This window comes from Rhizobium sp. SG741 (genome assembly GCF_012275435.1).
Lineage (GTDB): Bacteria > Pseudomonadota > Alphaproteobacteria > Rhizobiales > Rhizobiaceae > Rhizobium > Rhizobium lusitanum.
Genome location: NZ_JAAZQP010000002.1, coordinates 398324 through 415404 on the forward strand (window position 1 = coordinate 398324; position 17081 = coordinate 415404).

Below are 17081 nucleotides of genomic sequence, written 5' to 3' on the forward strand. Positions count from 1 at the left end.
AAATGAGGGAGCCGCGCCAGCAGCTCCCTCATGTGTTTATCGGTTCAAGCCTTGAAATCCAGCTTGACCTCGCACGCACCAACCGAAGCCGGCAAAAGCGGCTTGCGGATGCGCTGGCCGAAGTCCCGCTTGAAGCCGAAGACATTGCCGATCAGGCTCTTGGTATAGAGGCCCGGGCCGCTCGAGTACGTGCGCCAGCCGCCATCGACAGCAATATCGCCCGCCTTGACGCGCGCCCAGTCGGACGAAGCATGATAGCGATCGTCGAAGGCGGCGTCGCTGCTGCTGAAATAGGTGTTGCGCTGGCGCAGTGACGCATGGTCCAGCCGGCCGCTGACGGCGATTGGATTGGCGAGCGCCAGGGCAGCCCATACCGCTTCGGCATCGTCATCAAGCGCCAAGGCTTCGCAGTAGCGCAGATGTGCATGCACATACATCAGCCCGATCTCACGGCCGAAGAAGGACGAGGATTCGGCGCGGCGGAACAGCGTTTCAGGCCCACCGGCATAGGTCGCCGGCTTTTCCATCAGCCGAACACCATCCGGGAACAGCAGGTTCTCGCGAATAATCTTCATATGGCTGTGACGCTGCTCCGGCGTGAACAGGCCGCCGATCATCGGCTGCGTCATCGCAATCAGCGAATAATGCAGGCCGGTCCGGGTATCCTGCGGGTGCAGCAGCAGTTCGACGCCATCATGGCTCGGATCGAATACGCCGTAGCCAGCGACGATGCCGTCGCGCATCAGGAGCCGGTTGAAATCGCTGCGCATGGCGGCTGCAGTCTCCTGCAGTGCCTGCGCCTCATCGCTGCGGCTGGCGAGCGTCAGGATCTTGGCATAGCGCACCAACTGCTCGTAAAGCAGCGAAACGGTCCAGCTGCTGACCATCCAGTCGCGCAGGTGCGGGTCGGCCGGCTGTAGACTGTCGTTCCAGTCGCCATCGCCGTAGCGGATAAGGCTTGTGCCCTTCACGAAGCGGCTGCGCACGGTTTCGAGCAGCTTTTCGACGTGATCGGAGATCGTCGCGCGCTCCGAGGTCAGCAGCATGGTGTCGTCGGCACGCCACGGCACGGTTTCGGCAAGGAAAGCGATATCGCCCGTGGCCTCGATATAGTCGCACAACGCCTTCAGCGGCCAGACGACGATATCGCCATGGGCCTCGCCGGCGCGGATATTGGCGTAGGGCTCCAGCATGAACCATTGCGGCCAGTCGCCCCGATCCCGATACTGCTCGGAAAAGACGGTGCTCAGAACCTGCCGGGTTTCCTCGTCATGCTCATAGGCAAGCAGGAATTCCACCGGACCCTGGCAGACGTCACGCGTTCCCCAGGCGGCGCCGGTATACTGCTCAAGTCCATGCGGCACGCTCAAGTGCACGATCGCATCATGGGCGATCCAGGGCAGCATGACGGCCTGGGCTGTTACATCCGGATCGTCGCCTTCGATGCGCGCGTTGCGCGTCACATGGCTCCAGAACCGTTGTGCAGGCGCCAGCATCTCTTCGCTCTTCACACCCGAGGCGTAGCGCGCCGAAAAGGTCTCGCCGGCAGCCGCATCGGCCATCGAACCGGTGACGGCAAAGCGCAATTCCTGCGTGGGATGCGATTTCAGCGCGATGAACGGGCCGTTGCGGGAGTTGCCATCGTCATAGAGCAGTTCGTCGCCGCCGATGGCCTCGAAGGCATCCGGCGTCGGGGTGACGAGGTGATAGGCCGCCTGCGGGTAACGATCCCACAGCCACGAGGGCTGCGGGCGGAAGGAAATTCGTTTGTTCTCGGTATCGATGGCGATATCGGCGACTGCTTCATAATCGCGTTCGCCGAGTACGATATGGCCGAATACCAGGAAGCGGCAGGCGGCCCCTTCGACCGAAACGCTCCACTGCATGGCCGGATCGTCGCCGGAGGCGATTGCCGACACAGTGATGGTGCGGTCGGACAGCCGATAGATCCAGCTGGTGTCGCTCAGCCCCATCTCGAAGGCAGCGGGCACGCCGAGCAGGCGCCAACCGTCGCCGAAATCGACGAGAATGCGCAGGCCGCTCGACCGCGTCAAATTGTAGGGATCGCGGGAGACGGAGAAGAGTTTGTGGAAGGAAGTGTTGCCGATGGTCAGCTGCGCGGCAAAGATGCCCTGCATCCAGCAGGTCGCCGCCAAGGTCTGGTCGTCGAGCAGCATGTTCTGCCCGCTGCGGATAATGGCGCCGTGACGGCGCGCCACGACACGTTCCTTTTCGCTGAGCACGACGTGCCTGTTGTGCGGCCCATCCGGCACGAAGAAGGAAATGAGCTTCCCGTCGACATGCTCCTCAAGCATGCGCTTGGGATAAAACGCATCGATGTCGTCCTGCTCGAGGGTGTCGCTGACGGCGAAAGATGCGTTCTGCACAAGGCTGCGGGCCGGCGGCGCAGCGACAATCGCGTCCTTGGCCAGTTCATCCCGCAATTTTGGCAGGTTATCGAGGCGCGCAAGGTCGGCATCGCTCGAGGCGGCCGGATGGTCGGCAACGAAGAGACCGAAGAAGGACGTTGTAGCTGCCGCGCCTGGTGCCAGAGAAAGCAGCTTCGACTGGATCGCCGGGCAGGCGACCTCGTGCTGTCGGCGCATGCTCGGCAGGCTGATGCCGAAGTCAGGCACCATGACGCCGTCATTGTCCTTGGACGGCACGAGGAGCTGGATCGCGTCGGTGGCAAAGGCCGCAGTACCCTCGAGGCAGCCTTGCGCCAGCCAGGGGTTGCGTTTGCCGCCCTGCTTGAGGTTCTGCCGATTCATGACCACGGGGCCGAGGACGGCATGGTTGGCGATGTGGTGGTCGATATATTGCGACGCGTAGGCCTCGCTGTTCATCAGGAATCCGCGATCGCCAAGGCCGACGTCCTGAAGGAGAACGAGATCGGCCGCGAGCGTCGTGCCGGTGGTGTTTTCGAGCGATACCTGCCAGAACCATGCGGCCTCGCTCGGGTGCAGCCGCAGGCTGACCATGTGCTTGACGCCGGCCGTCTCGCCGCTCCAGCAAAGGCCGCTCTCGGCATGGCCGAAACGCACCGCGGCCTTCGGGCCGACGATCTCGGCCGTTTCCGGCTTGGCGCCGCCGACGCGCAGATAAAGACGGCCGATGCCCCCATAGACGGGCGATCCAAGCACCTGGTTGATCATGACGCCGCCCTGCTGGTCGGCAAAATCGATTGAAAACAGCGTGCCGTTCGGCAGCGCTGAAACCGAAAGGCCGGCACTATTGGTAAGCGTGGTAAGACCGAGTTCTTCGCGACGGGGCGTCTGAAAGCTGCGATTGAAGTCCGAGGACATAAGCTAGGTCTCGCTGATTCATGGATCGGATGGGGTACTAGATCACAAGGCTGAGCCCGATCATAGGCGGCATTTTTGCCATTCGCGACAGCAATCTTTCGTGACGGCTGCCTGCTGGCTCACGGAAAACATATGACTCGACCCGGCAAGGGCGCCGGGTCATTCGACTGGAAACGCTGTCACTTTCATCGATGCGCCGGCGTCTCTGCGACCTGATTGGCAGTGCGCACGATGGTTGAAAGCTCGGCGTTGTCGAAGGCTTCCTTCGAAATGCCGCTGACGTGGAAAGCCCTGCTTTCGCCCGGCATCAGATTGACGAGCATATCGTCGACCTCGGCATTCGGGCTAATGCGATCGACGAACAGGCAGAGGTCGCGCAGCAGCGTCTGTGCCGTAATGGTGACCGTGATCCCGTCGCCCGTCTGCATGCTCTGGATATCGAAGCGCGGCTGCGGATAGTGCAGCTCCATGTCCTTCTCGAAGAACCACCACGCTTCGGCATCGCCGAGACGCGCGCGCAGGAATTCCCGCCGGGGATCATCAGGCGTCGCCACGTCACTGGGGATCGGAATGTCGGTATTCTCGAAACGGTCGCACAGAACGCGCCAGACGGAGTGATGTGCAAGCAGCTTGCCGTTGACATCGAAACGTTCGACGGTGAAGGGCACGCGCCAGAATAGCGTCGCATCGTTCACGGCAACGGCGGCAAGGCCGTCGCCGCGCGGCTGGATGGTAAGAAGATGCGGGGCATAGCTGTGGCGCAGCGCGTACCAGAGCGGCTTTTTGCGCCCCGCGCCGTCGATCGCCGCCCATGACGTCACCGGCCAGCAATCGTTGAGCTGCCAGACGATCGTGCCCATGCAGGTCGGCCGGTGCGAGCGCATGTGGTCGATGCCGAAGCCAATGGCGCGCGCCTGATTGAGCTGTGTGACGAACAGCCAGTCGTCGAAATTTTCCGGATGGGGGAACCAACCATCCAAGCCTTTCAGCAGCTTGTCGTTGCCGGTGGTCGCTTTCTGATGGTGCAGGACGCCGGGGGAGGCGGGTGCACGATCCTTCTCGCGCACGGATTGCGTCAATGTCGCGAAGGTTGAAGGTGCCTGCCATCCGAATTCGGAACAGAAGCGCGGGATGTAGTTGCGGTAGGTCTCGTAGCCCACCTCGTTCCAGACATCCCAGATGTGCTTGCAGCCGTGCTCGTCGGCATTCGGCGCGATTTCCATCGAGCCGGAATAGGGGCTTCCCGCCCAATAGGGCCGCGTCGGATCGATCTCGGCCACCAGTTTCGGCAGGAGATCAAGGTAATAGCCGGCGCCCCAGGGACGATTGCCGAGCACATCCTGCCAACCCCAGTCGAAATAGCCCCAGATATTCTCGTTATTGCCGTTCCAGATCACCAGCGAGGCATAGGGCATCAGCCGGGTGATTGCCTCGCGCGCTTCGGCTTCGATCTCGCTGTAGACGGGCGCTTCTTCGGGATAGGTGGCGCAGGCAAACAGGAAATCCTGCCAGACCATGATGCCGGCGGCGTCGCATTCCTCGTAGAAGGTATCGGTCTCGTAGATGCCGCCGCCCCAGACGCGCAGGAGGTTCATGTTGGCATCGCGGGCCTGGGCGATCCGCTCGCGATAGCGCTCCCGCGTCACGCGCGGCAGGAAGCAGTCGTCCGGAATCCAGTTGGCGCCGCGGGCAAAGACCGGCACGTCGTTGACGACGAGGGTAAAGGCCGAGCCGATCTCATCCGGCGTCGTGTCGAGCCGCACGGAGCGGAAGCCGACACGACGCTTCCAACCGTCCAGCACCGCGCCATCGGAGCCCTGAAGCTGAAGATCGAGGTCGTAGAGCGGCTGGTCGCCGAGCCCGTGCGGCCACCAGACCTGCGGATTGTCGATGCGGCATTCGATCTGCGCGTGGATCTCTCCCTGCGCAACGCGAACTTCCGAGCGCTTGCCGCCGACCGACAGCACCAGGGCTACGCTGTCCGTACCCTTCGCGGCCCATTCGATCTCGACATGCAGGCGGGCGACGCCCTGGCCGCCTTGCAGCGTAATTTCCGGGCGGATGCTGCCGAGGCGCGCCTTCGACCAACTCTCGATGGCGATGGGCTGCCAGATGCCCGAGGTGACGACGGTCGGACCCCAATCCCAGCCGAAATTGCAGGCCATCTTGCGGATGAGATTGCCGGGGCCGGGATAATTTGTGGGTATATCGGCGGCGCTGCCGAGCTGCTTGCGCACGGCTTCGCCATGCTCGTAGGCCGATTGGAAATCGACGATCAGTTCGTTGCGGCCGCTCTTGAGGTTGTCGCCGATGTCGAAGCGATAGCTGCGATGCATGTTGCGGGTCTCGCCGAGCACGGTGCCGTTCAGCTCCAGGCGCGCCGCCGTATCGAGGCCGAGGCAGGAGAGATCGATACGCTCGGCCTCTTCGCTCTCCCAATCGAAGGCGAGGCGATAGCGCCAGGCGGCGCGGCCGATCCAGTCCTGCGAGATCTCGTTGACGTCGAGATAGGGGTCGGTGATCAGCTGGGCGGCCATCAGGTCGAGATGCACGTTGCCAGGCACAGCGGCCGGGATCGTATTCGGCAGGGACGGCGCGGTGGAGGGTGCGCGAAGGCGCGAGATGGTCCAGCCGGTGTCGAGCGTCTGTCTTTTCATGTCATGGATCCGTGAAGAAATGGGCGTCTCAAACGGCGTTCGGCGCGATGAATTGCAGCCCGGCCTGCAGGTGGCGGTTCATGTGATAGGCGTAGGCGATTCGATCCCGTTTTATCAACGCCTCGATGATGTCGCTATGTTCGTCATAAGCGTTGTCGACGGCTTCGCGGGACCGCTTGCCCGCCTCCATCAGCCTTTGCAACAATGGCTGCAGAATACCATAGACTTGTGACAGCGTTTGATTGCCGGCAAAGCCGACGAGAGTGGCGTGGAACTTGAAATCCAGCGCGGCGGCCTGCGAAAGTTCCGGTGCAGCTTTCATTGAGTCGTTGATCGATCGCAGCGTTTCGATGGCGGCATCATCGATGCTTGAGAACAGAAGATCGCAGAGATTGACCTCGATCAGGCGGCGAAAACCCTGGATATCGAGGAAGCTTTCCGCCGATATGTCGATGGCGAAGGAGAACTGATCCATCAGTGCCTGTTGACGCCGGTCGGTGATGACGGCGCCAACCTTCTGGCGGCTTTCGACAATGCCGTAGGCCTTGAGGATGCGGATTGCCTCGCGGACCGTATTGCGGCTGCTGTTGAACATCGAGGCGAGCTCCGCCTCAGAGGGCAATGCATCCCCAAGGCCGAGATTGCGCTCGCGCATCAGTCGCCGCAGCGCATCGACCACCTGGTCCACTGCCGAGCCTCTATCCTCGATATCAGCGGTCTCCACCACGATTCGTCCTCCATGGCCGGAAACATATTGTTGGTCAATAAGGACTGTCAAGCGCGGAAAAAGATGTGTTCTGAGTGGACATTTGCGGATACGGCGATATTTTGACCAACAAATCGAGGAGGTGTCGCATGGAGAGCTGTTGGCGTTGGTTTGGGCCGAAGGATCTTGTTCCGCTTCAGCATGCTCGTCAGGCCGGGGCGACGGGCATTGTCACGGCGCTGCATGAGGTCGCCTATTCACGCTCCTGGACGCCGGCTGAAATCGAAGCGCGAAAGGCCCTGGTGGAGGCGGCGGGCCTGCGCTGGAGCGTATGTGAATCGATCCCCGTGCCCGGCGCCATCAAGCTTGGCGGCGCCGGAGCCAGGGCCGCGATCGGCATCTGGAAGGACAGCCTGGTCAATCTCGCCCGGTCCGGCATCAAGACGATCTGCTATAATTTCATGCCGGTGGTCGATTGGACGCGGACGGATCTGCGCTTTGAAATGCCGACCACGGCGCTTGCGCTGCGTTTCGACATGGTGGAATTCATCGCCTATGACGTCTTCGTCCTGCGCAGGAAGAGTGCCGAGGCGGATTATGCGCCGGAGCTGGTGCAACGCGCCGAGGAGCGGCTGAAGGGCCTTTCCGAGGAGGCGGTGCAACGGCTGGAAAACAACATCATCGCCGGGCTTCCGGGCGGTGAGGACAGCTACGGTCGCGAGGCGATCCGCTCGGCCATCGCCCTCTTCGAGGGAATGACGGCTCGGGATCTTCAATCCAATCTCGAGATGTTTCTGCAGGAGGTTGCGCCCGTTGCAGCCGAGCTTGGCGCGAGGCTCGCAATCCACCCGGACGATCCGCCCATTTCGCTTTTCGGCCTGCCACGCGTCGTTTCAACGGCGGCGGATCTGCGCCGCATCCTTGGCAGCGTCGACCATCCGGCCAACGGCTTGACGCTCTGCGTCGGATCGCTCGGGTCCCGCGCCGACAATGATGTGCTTGATATCGCGCGGGAATTTGCCCCACGCGTCAATTTCGCCCATTTGCGCGATGTCGCGATCGAGGCCGACGGTTCCTTCGTCGAGGCTTCCCATCTGGAGGGGCGCAGCGACATGCACGCCATCCTGCGAACGCTTTTGGCCGAGGAGGCGCGCCGACGCGCCGAGGGTCGCGATGACTATCTGATCCCGATGCGGCCGGATCACGGCCATCTCATCGGCGACGATATCGATAAGCCGACCAACCCGGGGTACTCTTTGATCGGCCGCCTGAAGGGGCTGGCGGAACTGCATGGCGTCATTCACGCCATCGGCAAGGCTGGCCTGTAAGCATCACGCTTGTCCGCTGTTGGACTGCGTGGCCGTGAGGGTAGAAAAGCAAAGCGCGCGGTTGCATATTCGGTAGGCTTTTGCTCAAAGTTTAGGCGAGCTACCATTTTGATTTTATTTAACTTTTTAGAATATGACTTTCCAATTCTCTGGTAGTTCAACTCGAATTTGCAAGGTCGATCCGTCCATGAATTCCGTTTGGCCCGACGCCCCGAACGACGATTTTCGGTCGCTTTTCAAGACGCATCCCTCGCCGATGTGGGTCTATGATCCCAAGACGTTGAAATTCCTGATCGTCAATGACGCCGCTCGCGATCTCTATGGCTACAGCCACGCTGCCTTTTCGGTCATGACCGTGCTCGATATCCGGCCGGCGGCGGAGCGCGAGCGCATGCTCGAAGCGGTTCACCAGCGCACCGACATGGAGACGGCGCAGCGCTGGACGCATCTGAAAGTCGATGGCCAGACGTTCGAGGTTTTGACCTATGGGCGTGAAATTTACTTCGACGGCAAGGCGGCGATCCTGGCGATCGTTCAGGATCGCACCGAGGTCAACGCTGCCCGGCGACAGGTCGATGCCACGCAGTCGCTGCTCGACAGCATCGTCGACAATCTGCCAGTCGGCGTTTTCGTCAAGGATATGGCGAAGGGCGGCCGCTATATCCTGTTCAACGAGGCCTGCGGAGGCATTGTCGGGCTGCGGGCGAAGGACGTGATCGGCAGGCCGGACGAAGCTATATTTTCCGACGAGCAGACGGCGATCCTTCGCGAACAGGACAGGCTTGCCTTCGACGCGGCGACGACCGTCGGCTTCGAAGAAACCATCCACGCACGGGATGGAGTTCCGCGCATCGTGAAGACCGCCAAGCGGATACTGCCAGCGCCCAAAGGACAGGCGCCGCGCTACCTTCTCGGCATCTCGCAGGATGTCACGGAGGAGCGCAATGTCGAGGCGAAGCTTGCGCATCTTGCCATGCACGATTCCCTGACCGGCCTTCCGAATCGTGCTTTCTTTTCAGAGAGCATCGTCAAGCAGGTGGCTGCCGCGACACCGGAGAAGCCGATTGCGCTTCTCTACATCGATGTCGATCATTTCAAGGATATCAACGACAGCAAGGGCCATGCCGCCGGCGACATGCTGTTGCGCCAGGTCGCCCAGCGTCTCCTACAGCTTGCCGAGAAGAACGATCTTGTCGCCCGCCTCGGTGGTGATGAGTTCGCCTTGGTCCTGAAGATGACGGATGCCGGGCGGGCCCAGCGCTTTGCCGACCTGCTGCTGCTATCGCTCTCCGTGCCTTTCGATCTCGATGGCGTCCGCGAGCACGTTACCTGCAGCATCGGCATCGCGATGGCGCCGGAACATGGCGGCGATGCCGACGTCTTGATGCGGGACGCCGATCTGGCGCTCTATGCGGCAAAAGGCAGTGGCCGATCGACCTATCGCTTCTATCAGACTGATATGCGGCTTGAGGCGGAGCGGCGCTATCAACTCACCCTGGAGCTTCGCGAAGCCCTGCAGAGGAACGAATTCGAGCTCTATTATCAGCCGATCATTCGGCTGGACAATGACGGGTTGTCGGGTTTCGAGGCTTTGATCCGCTGGCACCATCCCACGCGTGGGCTCATTGCGCCTGCCGAGTTCATCCCCGTTGCCGAGGAAACCGGCATGATCGTGCCGATCGGCGACTGGGTATTGCGGGAGGCCTGCCGGACCGCGAGGCAATGGCCAGGCGATCTGAAAATCGCCATCAACCTTTCCGTCTATCAGTTCCGTCATGCGAGCCTGCTCGCGACCGTCGTTTCGGTTTTGGATGAGACCGGCCTTCTCCCCGAGCGACTGGAGATCGAGGTTACCGAATCCGTCCTGCTTTCAGAAGTCGAGCAAAGCCTGTCGCTGCTGCGCGCCCTGAAGGAACTCGGCATCCGCATCGCCATTGACGATTTCGGCACCGGCTACTCATCGCTCAGCTACCTGCGCTCCTTCTCTTTCGACAAGATCAAGCTCGACCGCAGCTTCGTCGCCGGCATGGAGACCGATCCCGGCAATCTGGCGATCGTGCGTGCCGTCGTCGGCATTGCCTCGGGCTTCAATGCCGTGACGCTGGCGGAAGGCATCGAGACGGAGGAGCAATTGGCGAAATTGCGCGCCGAGGGCTATAGCGAAGTACAGGGCTTCCTGCTTGGCCGGCCTATGCCGCGCGAGGAGGCGGAAGCACGCATCTTCAGCGAGATCTATCCCGCCAAGGCGCTTCGCGCCCGAAAGCCGGCGCATGGGTGATCCTCGGACAGGATGCCCCGTGCTTCCGAAAAGATAATTTAAAAAATCGAACTCCTTTTGTCGGGAAGTCTTTTCGGTCGACGTCCTTGGGGCGGCCCACCGCAAGGGCGTGACATGCAAACCCGTTCGCAAGGAGACGAACATGACCGATACAGCAGAACAGACGCAATCCTCGCAGCCCCGCGTGCCGGTTCACGGCGGCGTCGTGGCCTATCTGACGGTGGATGGCGCTGTAAAGGCAGCCGATTTCTACAAGCGTGCCTTCGGTGCCGAAGAGGCCTTCATGTTCCCGGTCGACGAGAAGGGCCGGACGATGCACATCCATCTCTACATCAACGGCAGCTCGGTCATGCTCGGCGATGCCTTTCCCGAGTATGGCCACGCACTGGAAAAGCCGCAGTCGTTCGTGATGCAGCTGGTCGTCGAGGACTTCGATGCCTGGTGGAAGCGTGCTGTCGATGCAGGCTTGGAGGTCATCATCGAGCCGCAGGTGATGTTCTGGGGTGATCGCTGGGGCCAGCTCCGCGATCCCTTCGGCGTCACCTGGGCTATGAATGCGCCCGTCAACGAGTGATATCTGCCAACCCTCGGCGCGGACGATGCGCGCCGAGGGCATGTTTCATTGACTGCAAGCTTCAATCCGCGAGCAAGGATCGCGTCAGTGGATGAGAGACATCGGTGAGGCCGTCGAGTACCGTATAGTGATTCCGATCGGGCTCGATTACCACTTCCGTTGCAGCGCCAAGCCCGGTCCAGATATTGGCAAGCAGCGCATTCTGACGCACGAATTCGGCACGCTCCGCACCGCCGACCCAGCACGTGAGGCGGATATTGCTTAAGGGTTCCAGGAGCGCGGGGCTCTCGCTTTGTGCCTCCGCCATATCGATGCGAAGCTGCGCGTTCATGCTCCGCTTCATGATCGGGCGCAGATCATGCAGGCCGGAAATCGCGAGGACATGGCGGATGCGTTTGAGGATCGTCTCGTCCAGCGGCGATGTCGTCGTCATCATGCGGGCCACGAGCTGACCGCCGGCCGAATGTCCCGTCAGGATCACGGGGCCATCGACGATGCCTGCCGCCGTTGTGATCGCCGCTGCGACTTCCCTGCCGATCCCGCCAATGTGGATTGCAGGGCAGAGCGTGTAGGACGGGATGGCGACTGCGTAGCCTGCAGCAATCGGACCTGCTGCCAGATGCGACCAATAGCTTTTGTCCAGTTGCAGCCAGTAGCCGCCATGAACGAAGACGACCAATCCCTTCGGATGTTCTTCGGGCAGGAAGAGATCGAAGCGATTGCGCTCGGCGGGACCGTAGACGAGGTCTAGTCTGGCGCGTCCGGCTGTTGTCAGGTTGTCACGGAAGGATCGAGCGGGCTCGACCCATGCATCTGGCCACCGATCGCCGTCGACGATGTAGGCGCCGTTGGTATAGGCACTATCCCAATCGGTGACCTTGAAATAGCTCATCTATGGCTCCTCCGTTTCGGCGATCGGCAACAATGGATCAGGTTACAGCCGAGCGCACGGCAAAGCGTGCGTCCCGCCAGGATCCGCTGCTCAGAATCTCTTCCAGCACCGAAGCTGCCAGCCACACATCGCGATAGCTGACATAGAGCGGCGTGAAACCGAAGCGCAGCGTTGATGGCGCGCGGAAATCGCCGATGACGCCACGCTCGATCAGCGCCTGCATGACCTCATAGCCATTGCCGTGGGTGAAGGAGACCTGGCTGCCACGCCTTTCGCTGTCGCGCGTGGTGTCCAATACGACGCCATATCGGCCGCACTTCGCTTCGACCAGCCGGATGAAGAGATCGGTGAGCGCTATGCTTTTTCGGCGCAGAGCATTCATGTCCACTTCGTCCCACATCGAAAGAGCACCCTTCAGCGCCCGCAATGACAGAATGGGCTGCGTGCCGCAAAGGAAGCGCTTGATGCCGACGTCGCCGTCGAAGCTTCGCTCGAAGGCAAAGGGACGAGCATGGCCCCACCAGCCGCTGAGCGGCTGGACGATAGATGCATGGTGCCGGCGGGCCGCATAGATGAAGGCCGGCGCGCCGGGGCCGCCGTTCAGATATTTATAGGAGCAGCCGACGGCGAAATCGGCGCCAGCGCCATCGAGATCGACCGGCAGGGCGCCGGCGCTGTGGCACAGGTCCCAGATGACGAGTGCGCCGGCCGCCTGGATGCGCTTCGTCAGTGCCGCCATATCGCGCAGCTCGCCGCTCTTGTAGTTGACATGATTGACGAGGACGACGGCGACGCTCTCGTCGATCAATTCCTCGATGGTATCGGCATCGCGACCCTCGAGACGGAGCGTAACCCCAGTACGGGTCGAGGCCACGCCCTCGGCCATATAGAGGTCGGTCGGGAAACTGTCGCCTTCGGCAACGATGACGTTGCGGTCCGGCCGCATCGTCAAAGCCGTATGAAGCGCCTTGTAGATGTTGATCGACGTGGAGTCGGTCACGACAGTCTGGCCTTCGGCGGCGCCGATCAGCCGGCCGATGCGATCGCCGAGCTCGAGCGGCAGATGAAACCATCCGGCGCTGTTCCAGCTGCGGATCAGGCCATTGCCCCATTCTTCCATGGCCGCCTGGCGCACTTCGGCAAAGACCTCGTGCGATGCCGCGCCGAGCGAATTGCCGTCAAGGTAGATGACGCCGACCGGCAGGGCAAAACGGCTGCGGAAAACACGCAGCGGATCGGCCTCGTCCAGGGCCTCGACGGCGGCGAGATCGGGAAGGCTGTCCATGATATTGCCTCTTGATTTATTCGCGAATGGTTTCCCGCGCGGGCGCTCCCCCGCGGCTGCGGCGGATGCTCGGCAGCGCCAGCATGGCAAGCACGAACAGGCCGGTCGCAAGCTTCAGGTTCGGCGGCGGCATGCCGGCTGCAAGGCAGAGCGACACGAGCTGATAATAGATGATCGACCCCACGAAGGGGGCCAGCAGCTGACGCAGTACGCTCTGCTTACCGGTGAAGGCTTCGCCGATCATCAGCGCGGCAAGGCCGTTGATCAGGATGCCGATCCCCATGTTGACGTCGGCAAATCCCTGCGACTGCACCATCAGTGCGCCGCCTGTTGCGGAAAAGGCGCTGGCGATGCCGACGCCGCCGATGGTCGCGGCCCAGACATTGATGCCCTGTGCCTCGGCCATGTCGGGATTGGAGCCGACGGCGCGCATGGCCGTGCCCTTTTCCGTCTTGAAGTAGAGATTGAGTACAATCAGCACGACGAGAGCGATGAAACCGGCAACGACGATCTTGCTCGCTGGAAAGCCGGCCTCCGTGAACGGCACCCAGTCGAACACGGTCGGCGAGCCGAAGACGGAAAGGTTCGATTTGCCCATGATGGCGAGGTTGATGCTGTAAAGCATGGTCGACATCAGGATGCCGGCAAGCAGCGTATGGATGCGGAAGCGCAGGTGGATAAACGCCGTGCAGCAGCCGGCGGCAAGGCCGACGGCGAAGGCCACGACGATGGCAAGCGGCGGTGTGACGCCGGCTGCAAGCAGAATGCCGCTGATGCAGCCGCCAAGCGGAAAGGCGCCCTCGCTGGTCAGGTCCGGAAAGCTCAGCATGCGGAAGGGGATCATGATGCCGAGGACGACGAAGCTCAGGATGAAGCTCTGCGCCAGCGTGACCGGGATGAGCGAGACGAAGCTCGAAAAGGTTGTCTGAATGAAATCCATGATCTCAGCTCACCAGCAGCATGCGGTCGGTCTTGACGGCGAAATGGCCGATCAGTTCGGGCACCGTGATGCGCCGCTTTCCTTCGCCGGTAATTTCAAGATGGACGCGCCCGGCGTCGAGCATGATGATACTGTCGCCGAAATCGACGGCGTGTTGCATGTTGTGCGTCACCATCAGGGTCGTCAGCTTCAGCGCTTCGACGGTGCGCACCGTCGCCTGCATGACGATGTCGGCGGTGCGGGGATCAAGCGCTGCCGTATGTTCATCGAGCAGCAGCACATCGGGGGAGCCGCCGACCGCCATGATGAGGGAGAGCGATTGCCGCTGGCCGCCCGAAAGCAGCTCCACCTTGGTATCAAGCCGGTTCTCGAGGCCGAGGCCGAGAACGGAGAGGCGCTCCTTGTAGGTGGCGAGGCGGGAGGCGTTCAGTCCGGGTCGCAACCCGCGTTTCTTGCCGCGCAGTTCGGCAAGAAGCATGTTCTCGCCGACCGTCATGCTGGCGGCGGTTCCTTTCATCGGATCCTGGAACACACGGGCAAGGCGCGCGGCGCGCTTGTGCACCGGCATGTCGGTGACGTCGTCGCCGTTGATGAGTATCTCTCCGGAATCGAGGCTGAGCGCGCCCGAGATCGCGTTGAGCATGCTGCTCTTGCCCGCGCCGTTCGAGCCGATGACGACGCCGAATTCACCGGATTTGAGGGAGAGTGTCAGGCCGTCGAGCGCGACTTTCTCGTCCGGCTGGCCCCTGTAGAAAACCTTGCGCGCGGATTTGATGTCCAGCATCCGTGCCTCCCCTGCAGTGTAGGCTTGGAAAATGGCGGCGTTCGTGACGCCGCCATGGATCGAATGATCGTTAGACGATGCCGCCGATCACTTCGTGAAGCAATTGCAATCGGCAAGCGATGCCGGCACTTCGGCGCCGAATGCCTTCAGCACTGTCTTGTTGATCAGCGGCGCATGGTCGGCATAGGCCGGAAGCGAAGGCTTGATCGTCTTCGGATCGGCACCCTTGAGGATCTGGGCCGCGATCTTGCCTGCATTTTCGCCGACCTGCTCGTAGTTGACGGCGAAGCTCGCGGGCACGATGCCGTTGCGAACCGCGGCGTCGTCGGAATTGACGATCGGGATCTGGGCCTGACGGGCGGCGGAAGAAACGGCGGTGATTGCCGGCTGCAGGAGATTGGAGGCGGGCGTGTAGATCACGTCTGCCTTGCCGGCGAGCGAGGCGATGCGCTGCTGGATGTCGTTGACGTTGTCAACGCCGACGGGAACCACTTCGAAGCCGGCTGCCGGTGCGGCCTGCTTGACCTTTTCGAGAAGGGCAACGTCATTGGCCTCGCCCGGATTGTAGGGGACGCCGAAGCGCTTGGCATTCGGAAGCAGTTTCCTGGTGAAGGTCATGATGGCGGCGATGTCCTGCAGGTCGCTTGCACCGGTAATGCCTTCGCCGCCGGCATCCCAGGAGGGGACGAGCTTGGCGGCGACCGGATCGGTCACGGCCGAAAAGACGATCGGAATGCCGGAGCCTGCGAGCGCCTTCTTGGCGATCTGCGAGACCGGCGTCGTGACCGTGTACATCAGCTTCGGATGTTCGGACTGCAGCTTGGCGATCATCTGCGGCACAAGCGAGGCGTCGAAGCTCGTGTTGCTTTCGGAATAGACGACATCCTTGCCTTCGACGAAGCCATTCTCGGCGAGCGCCTTTTTGAAGCCGGCGATCGAGGCATTGAGCTGCGGATGCTCGCCGAAGTTGGCGATTGCGATCTTGATGGGTTCTGCCGACGCCGAGGCGACGCCTGCCATGAAGGCACCGGCAACCACGAGGCTGGACAGCCATTTGGACGTAGATTTCAGCATATTTCCCTCCCGCATGTGTCAAAGAGCCGTGTTTTTCGGCTTTCTTGGGCAGGATCATAGCGACTGCTGCAAGCCTGTCAATTTGCGATATATGATATGCACCATGGACGGCTTTAATATATAATTTCTCGATATGGCTATTTTATATATAATCTGGGGAATGTGAGGATTGGGATGGGCGTCATGCAGGACAAGGACGCGTTGAGCAAGACGGAGGCGGCCTATTGGCTGTTGCGGCGCGACATTCTCAACACCAGGCTGAGGCCCGGCGCATCCCTGCGGCTTGCCGCCCTGCGCGATGCCTATGGCGTCGGCTGGACTCCGCTTCGCGAGGCGCTGTCGCGGCTCGAGGCCGAAAAGCTGGTAACGGCCGTCAGCAATCGCGGCTTTGCGGTCGCCCCCGTATCGCGCGCGGAGCTGGAGGACCTGATGCGGGCGCGCATGGTCGTCGAACTGCCGCTGCTGTTGGAATCGATCGAAAAGGGCGGTCCGGATTGGGAATCGGCCGTCGTCACCGCGCATTATCGCCTGTCGCGCTGCAAGATCGTGCCCGACGCCGCTTCGGACGAGATGGCTGACGAATGGGACGAGAAGCATACGGCCTTTCATGCAGCGCTTGTCAGCGCGGCGACATCGAACTGGCTCTTGCGCTTCCAGGCCACCATCACCGACCAGCTTCGCCGCCACCACCGTTTCCTTGGTCTGGCGCCGACCCAGCGCGCCGCCGCCGGCCTGACGATCGGCTATGAGAAGGCAGCCGCAGCCCTGCAGGATGCGATGGCGATCGAGCATCACACGGCGCTGATGGAAGCGGCCCTCGACCGTGATCTCGAGCGCGCCAAGGCGCTGATGACGGAGCATATCGGCTATACGCTGCAGGTCTATATCCGTTCTGAGGATGAGAACGGATAGCGCCACAGTGTCCGGATATTGTAAATAACTATATAATATCAATGGATTAGACATTAAATCGGGAGCGCCCGATTGGCTGTTTCTGCGGGGTCTTCACGTTCAAGTATTATAATATTGAGGAAGAATTCCCAAGTTAGTTATAATCGTGTCGGCCTGGCTCGCGCGATTGCCGCAAATCCGGAAATCATTCTTATGGACGAACCGTTCAGCGCAGTCCTGATCTTATCCGTTCGGAGGACGGCGACGATGAACGGGAAGGGCCAAAGCAGCGCATCGGCGCGGCCGTAAGAAAATCCCCGCTTCCTTTCCTCTCGGAGGGTGACAAATCGGTGTGCGCTCCTATTCT

The 17081-nt window shown here is 61.5% G+C and carries 12 protein-coding genes and 1 pseudogene; 5 read left to right on the forward strand and 8 right to left on the reverse strand.

Annotation, left to right across the window (positions count from 1 at the left end):
* Positions 1-44 precede the first annotated feature (44 nt).
* From FHT29_RS07245 to FHT29_RS07255, 3 genes are all read right to left on the reverse strand, one after another.
* Complete coding sequence (locus FHT29_RS07245; protein ID WP_168599462.1) at positions 45-3305, reverse strand: cellobiose phosphorylase; 3261 nt, start codon at positions 3303-3305, stop codon at positions 45-47.
* 185 nt (positions 3306-3490) lie between these two features.
* The gene (locus FHT29_RS07250) at positions 3491-5962 is read right to left on the reverse strand and encodes a glycoside hydrolase family 2 protein (protein ID WP_168599463.1); all 2472 of its coding nucleotides are present in this window, start codon (positions 5960-5962) and stop codon (positions 3491-3493) included.
* Between the two features lie 28 nt (positions 5963-5990).
* Positions 5991-6689 carry an FCD domain-containing protein gene (locus tag FHT29_RS07255; protein ID WP_245297463.1) on the reverse strand — a complete coding sequence of 233 codons (699 nt, stop codon included), beginning with the start codon at positions 6687-6689 and terminating at the stop codon, positions 5991-5993.
* A 128-nt stretch (positions 6690-6817) separates the two neighbouring features.
* Here FHT29_RS07255 and uxuA point away from each other — a divergent pair, with 128 nt between their 5' ends.
* The 3 genes from uxuA (at position 6818) to FHT29_RS07270 (ending at position 10848) form a co-directional block, all read left to right on the forward strand.
* Entirely contained in the window at positions 6818-7996 is a 1179-nt protein-coding gene (gene uxuA / locus FHT29_RS07260) for a mannonate dehydratase (RefSeq protein ID WP_168599464.1), read from the forward strand.
* A 187-nt stretch (positions 7997-8183) separates the two neighbouring features.
* Complete coding sequence (locus FHT29_RS07265) at positions 8184-10274, forward strand: bifunctional diguanylate cyclase/phosphodiesterase (RefSeq protein ID WP_168599465.1); 2091 nt, start codon at positions 8184-8186, stop codon at positions 10272-10274.
* A 142-nt stretch (positions 10275-10416) separates the two neighbouring features.
* A complete protein-coding gene (locus tag FHT29_RS07270; protein ID WP_037192498.1) occupies positions 10417-10848 on the forward strand; it encodes a glyoxalase/bleomycin resistance/extradiol dioxygenase family protein in 432 nt (143 codons plus the stop codon).
* Between the two features lie 61 nt (positions 10849-10909).
* Here the strand turns inward: FHT29_RS07270 and FHT29_RS07275 are convergent, their stop codons facing one another.
* From FHT29_RS07275 to FHT29_RS07295, 5 genes are all read right to left on the reverse strand, one after another.
* Positions 10910-11740 carry an alpha/beta hydrolase gene (locus FHT29_RS07275; RefSeq protein WP_168599466.1) on the reverse strand — a complete coding sequence of 277 codons (831 nt, stop codon included), beginning with the start codon at positions 11738-11740 and terminating at the stop codon, positions 10910-10912.
* A gap of 37 nt (positions 11741-11777) precedes the next feature.
* Positions 11778-13025, reverse strand: coding sequence for a kynureninase (kynU, locus tag FHT29_RS07280; protein WP_168599467.1), 1248 nt, complete (start codon positions 13023-13025; stop codon positions 11778-11780).
* 16 nt (positions 13026-13041) lie between these two features.
* The gene (locus FHT29_RS07285) at positions 13042-13965 is read right to left on the reverse strand and encodes an ABC transporter permease (RefSeq protein ID WP_047638433.1); all 924 of its coding nucleotides are present in this window, start codon (positions 13963-13965) and stop codon (positions 13042-13044) included.
* A gap of 4 nt (positions 13966-13969) precedes the next feature.
* A complete protein-coding gene (locus FHT29_RS07290) occupies positions 13970-14749 on the reverse strand; it encodes an ABC transporter ATP-binding protein (RefSeq protein WP_037192490.1) in 780 nt (259 codons plus the stop codon).
* 87 nt (positions 14750-14836) lie between these two features.
* Positions 14837-15823, reverse strand: coding sequence for an ABC transporter substrate-binding protein (locus FHT29_RS07295; RefSeq protein ID WP_037192488.1), 987 nt, complete (start codon positions 15821-15823; stop codon positions 14837-14839).
* Positions 15824-16006: 183 nt separating this feature from the next.
* On the opposite strand from FHT29_RS07295, the gene FHT29_RS07300 reads away from it, so the two are divergent.
* Positions 16007-16735 (forward strand): GntR family transcriptional regulator, encoded by a 729-nt coding sequence (locus tag FHT29_RS07300; protein ID WP_047554986.1) that lies wholly within the window; start codon positions 16007-16009, stop codon positions 16733-16735.
* Positions 16736-16879: 144 nt separating this feature from the next.
* A pseudogene (locus tag FHT29_RS34910) lies at positions 16880-16992 on the forward strand (glycine/betaine ABC transporter); the annotation flags it as partial.
* Between the last annotated feature and the right edge of the window lie 89 nt (positions 16993-17081).

Coding starts and splice junctions, on each gene's coding strand:
- FHT29_RS07290 (WP_037192490.1), bottom strand. CDS start 14,749: ATGCTGGACATCAAATCCGCGCGCAAGGTTTTCTACAGGGGCCAGCCG.
- uxuA (WP_168599464.1), top strand. CDS start 6,818: ATGGAGAGCTGTTGGCGTTGGTTTGGGCCGAAGGATCTTGTTCCGCTT.
- FHT29_RS07300 (WP_047554986.1), top strand. CDS start 16,007: ATGCAGGACAAGGACGCGTTGAGCAAGACGGAGGCGGCCTATTGGCTG.
- FHT29_RS07295 (WP_037192488.1), bottom strand. CDS start 15,823: ATGCTGAAATCTACGTCCAAATGGCTGTCCAGCCTCGTGGTTGCCGGT.
- kynU (WP_168599467.1), bottom strand. CDS start 13,025: ATGGACAGCCTTCCCGATCTCGCCGCCGTCGAGGCCCTGGACGAGGCC.
- FHT29_RS07265 (WP_168599465.1), top strand. CDS start 8,184: ATGAATTCCGTTTGGCCCGACGCCCCGAACGACGATTTTCGGTCGCTT.
- FHT29_RS07245 (WP_168599462.1), bottom strand. CDS start 3,305: ATGTCCTCGGACTTCAATCGCAGCTTTCAGACGCCCCGTCGCGAAGAA.
- FHT29_RS07270 (WP_037192498.1), top strand. CDS start 10,417: ATGACCGATACAGCAGAACAGACGCAATCCTCGCAGCCCCGCGTGCCG.
- FHT29_RS07275 (WP_168599466.1), bottom strand. CDS start 11,740: ATGAGCTATTTCAAGGTCACCGATTGGGATAGTGCCTATACCAACGGC.
- FHT29_RS07285 (WP_047638433.1), bottom strand. CDS start 13,965: ATGGATTTCATTCAGACAACCTTTTCGAGCTTCGTCTCGCTCATCCCG.
- FHT29_RS07250 (WP_168599463.1), bottom strand. CDS start 5,962: ATGAAAAGACAGACGCTCGACACCGGCTGGACCATCTCGCGCCTTCGC.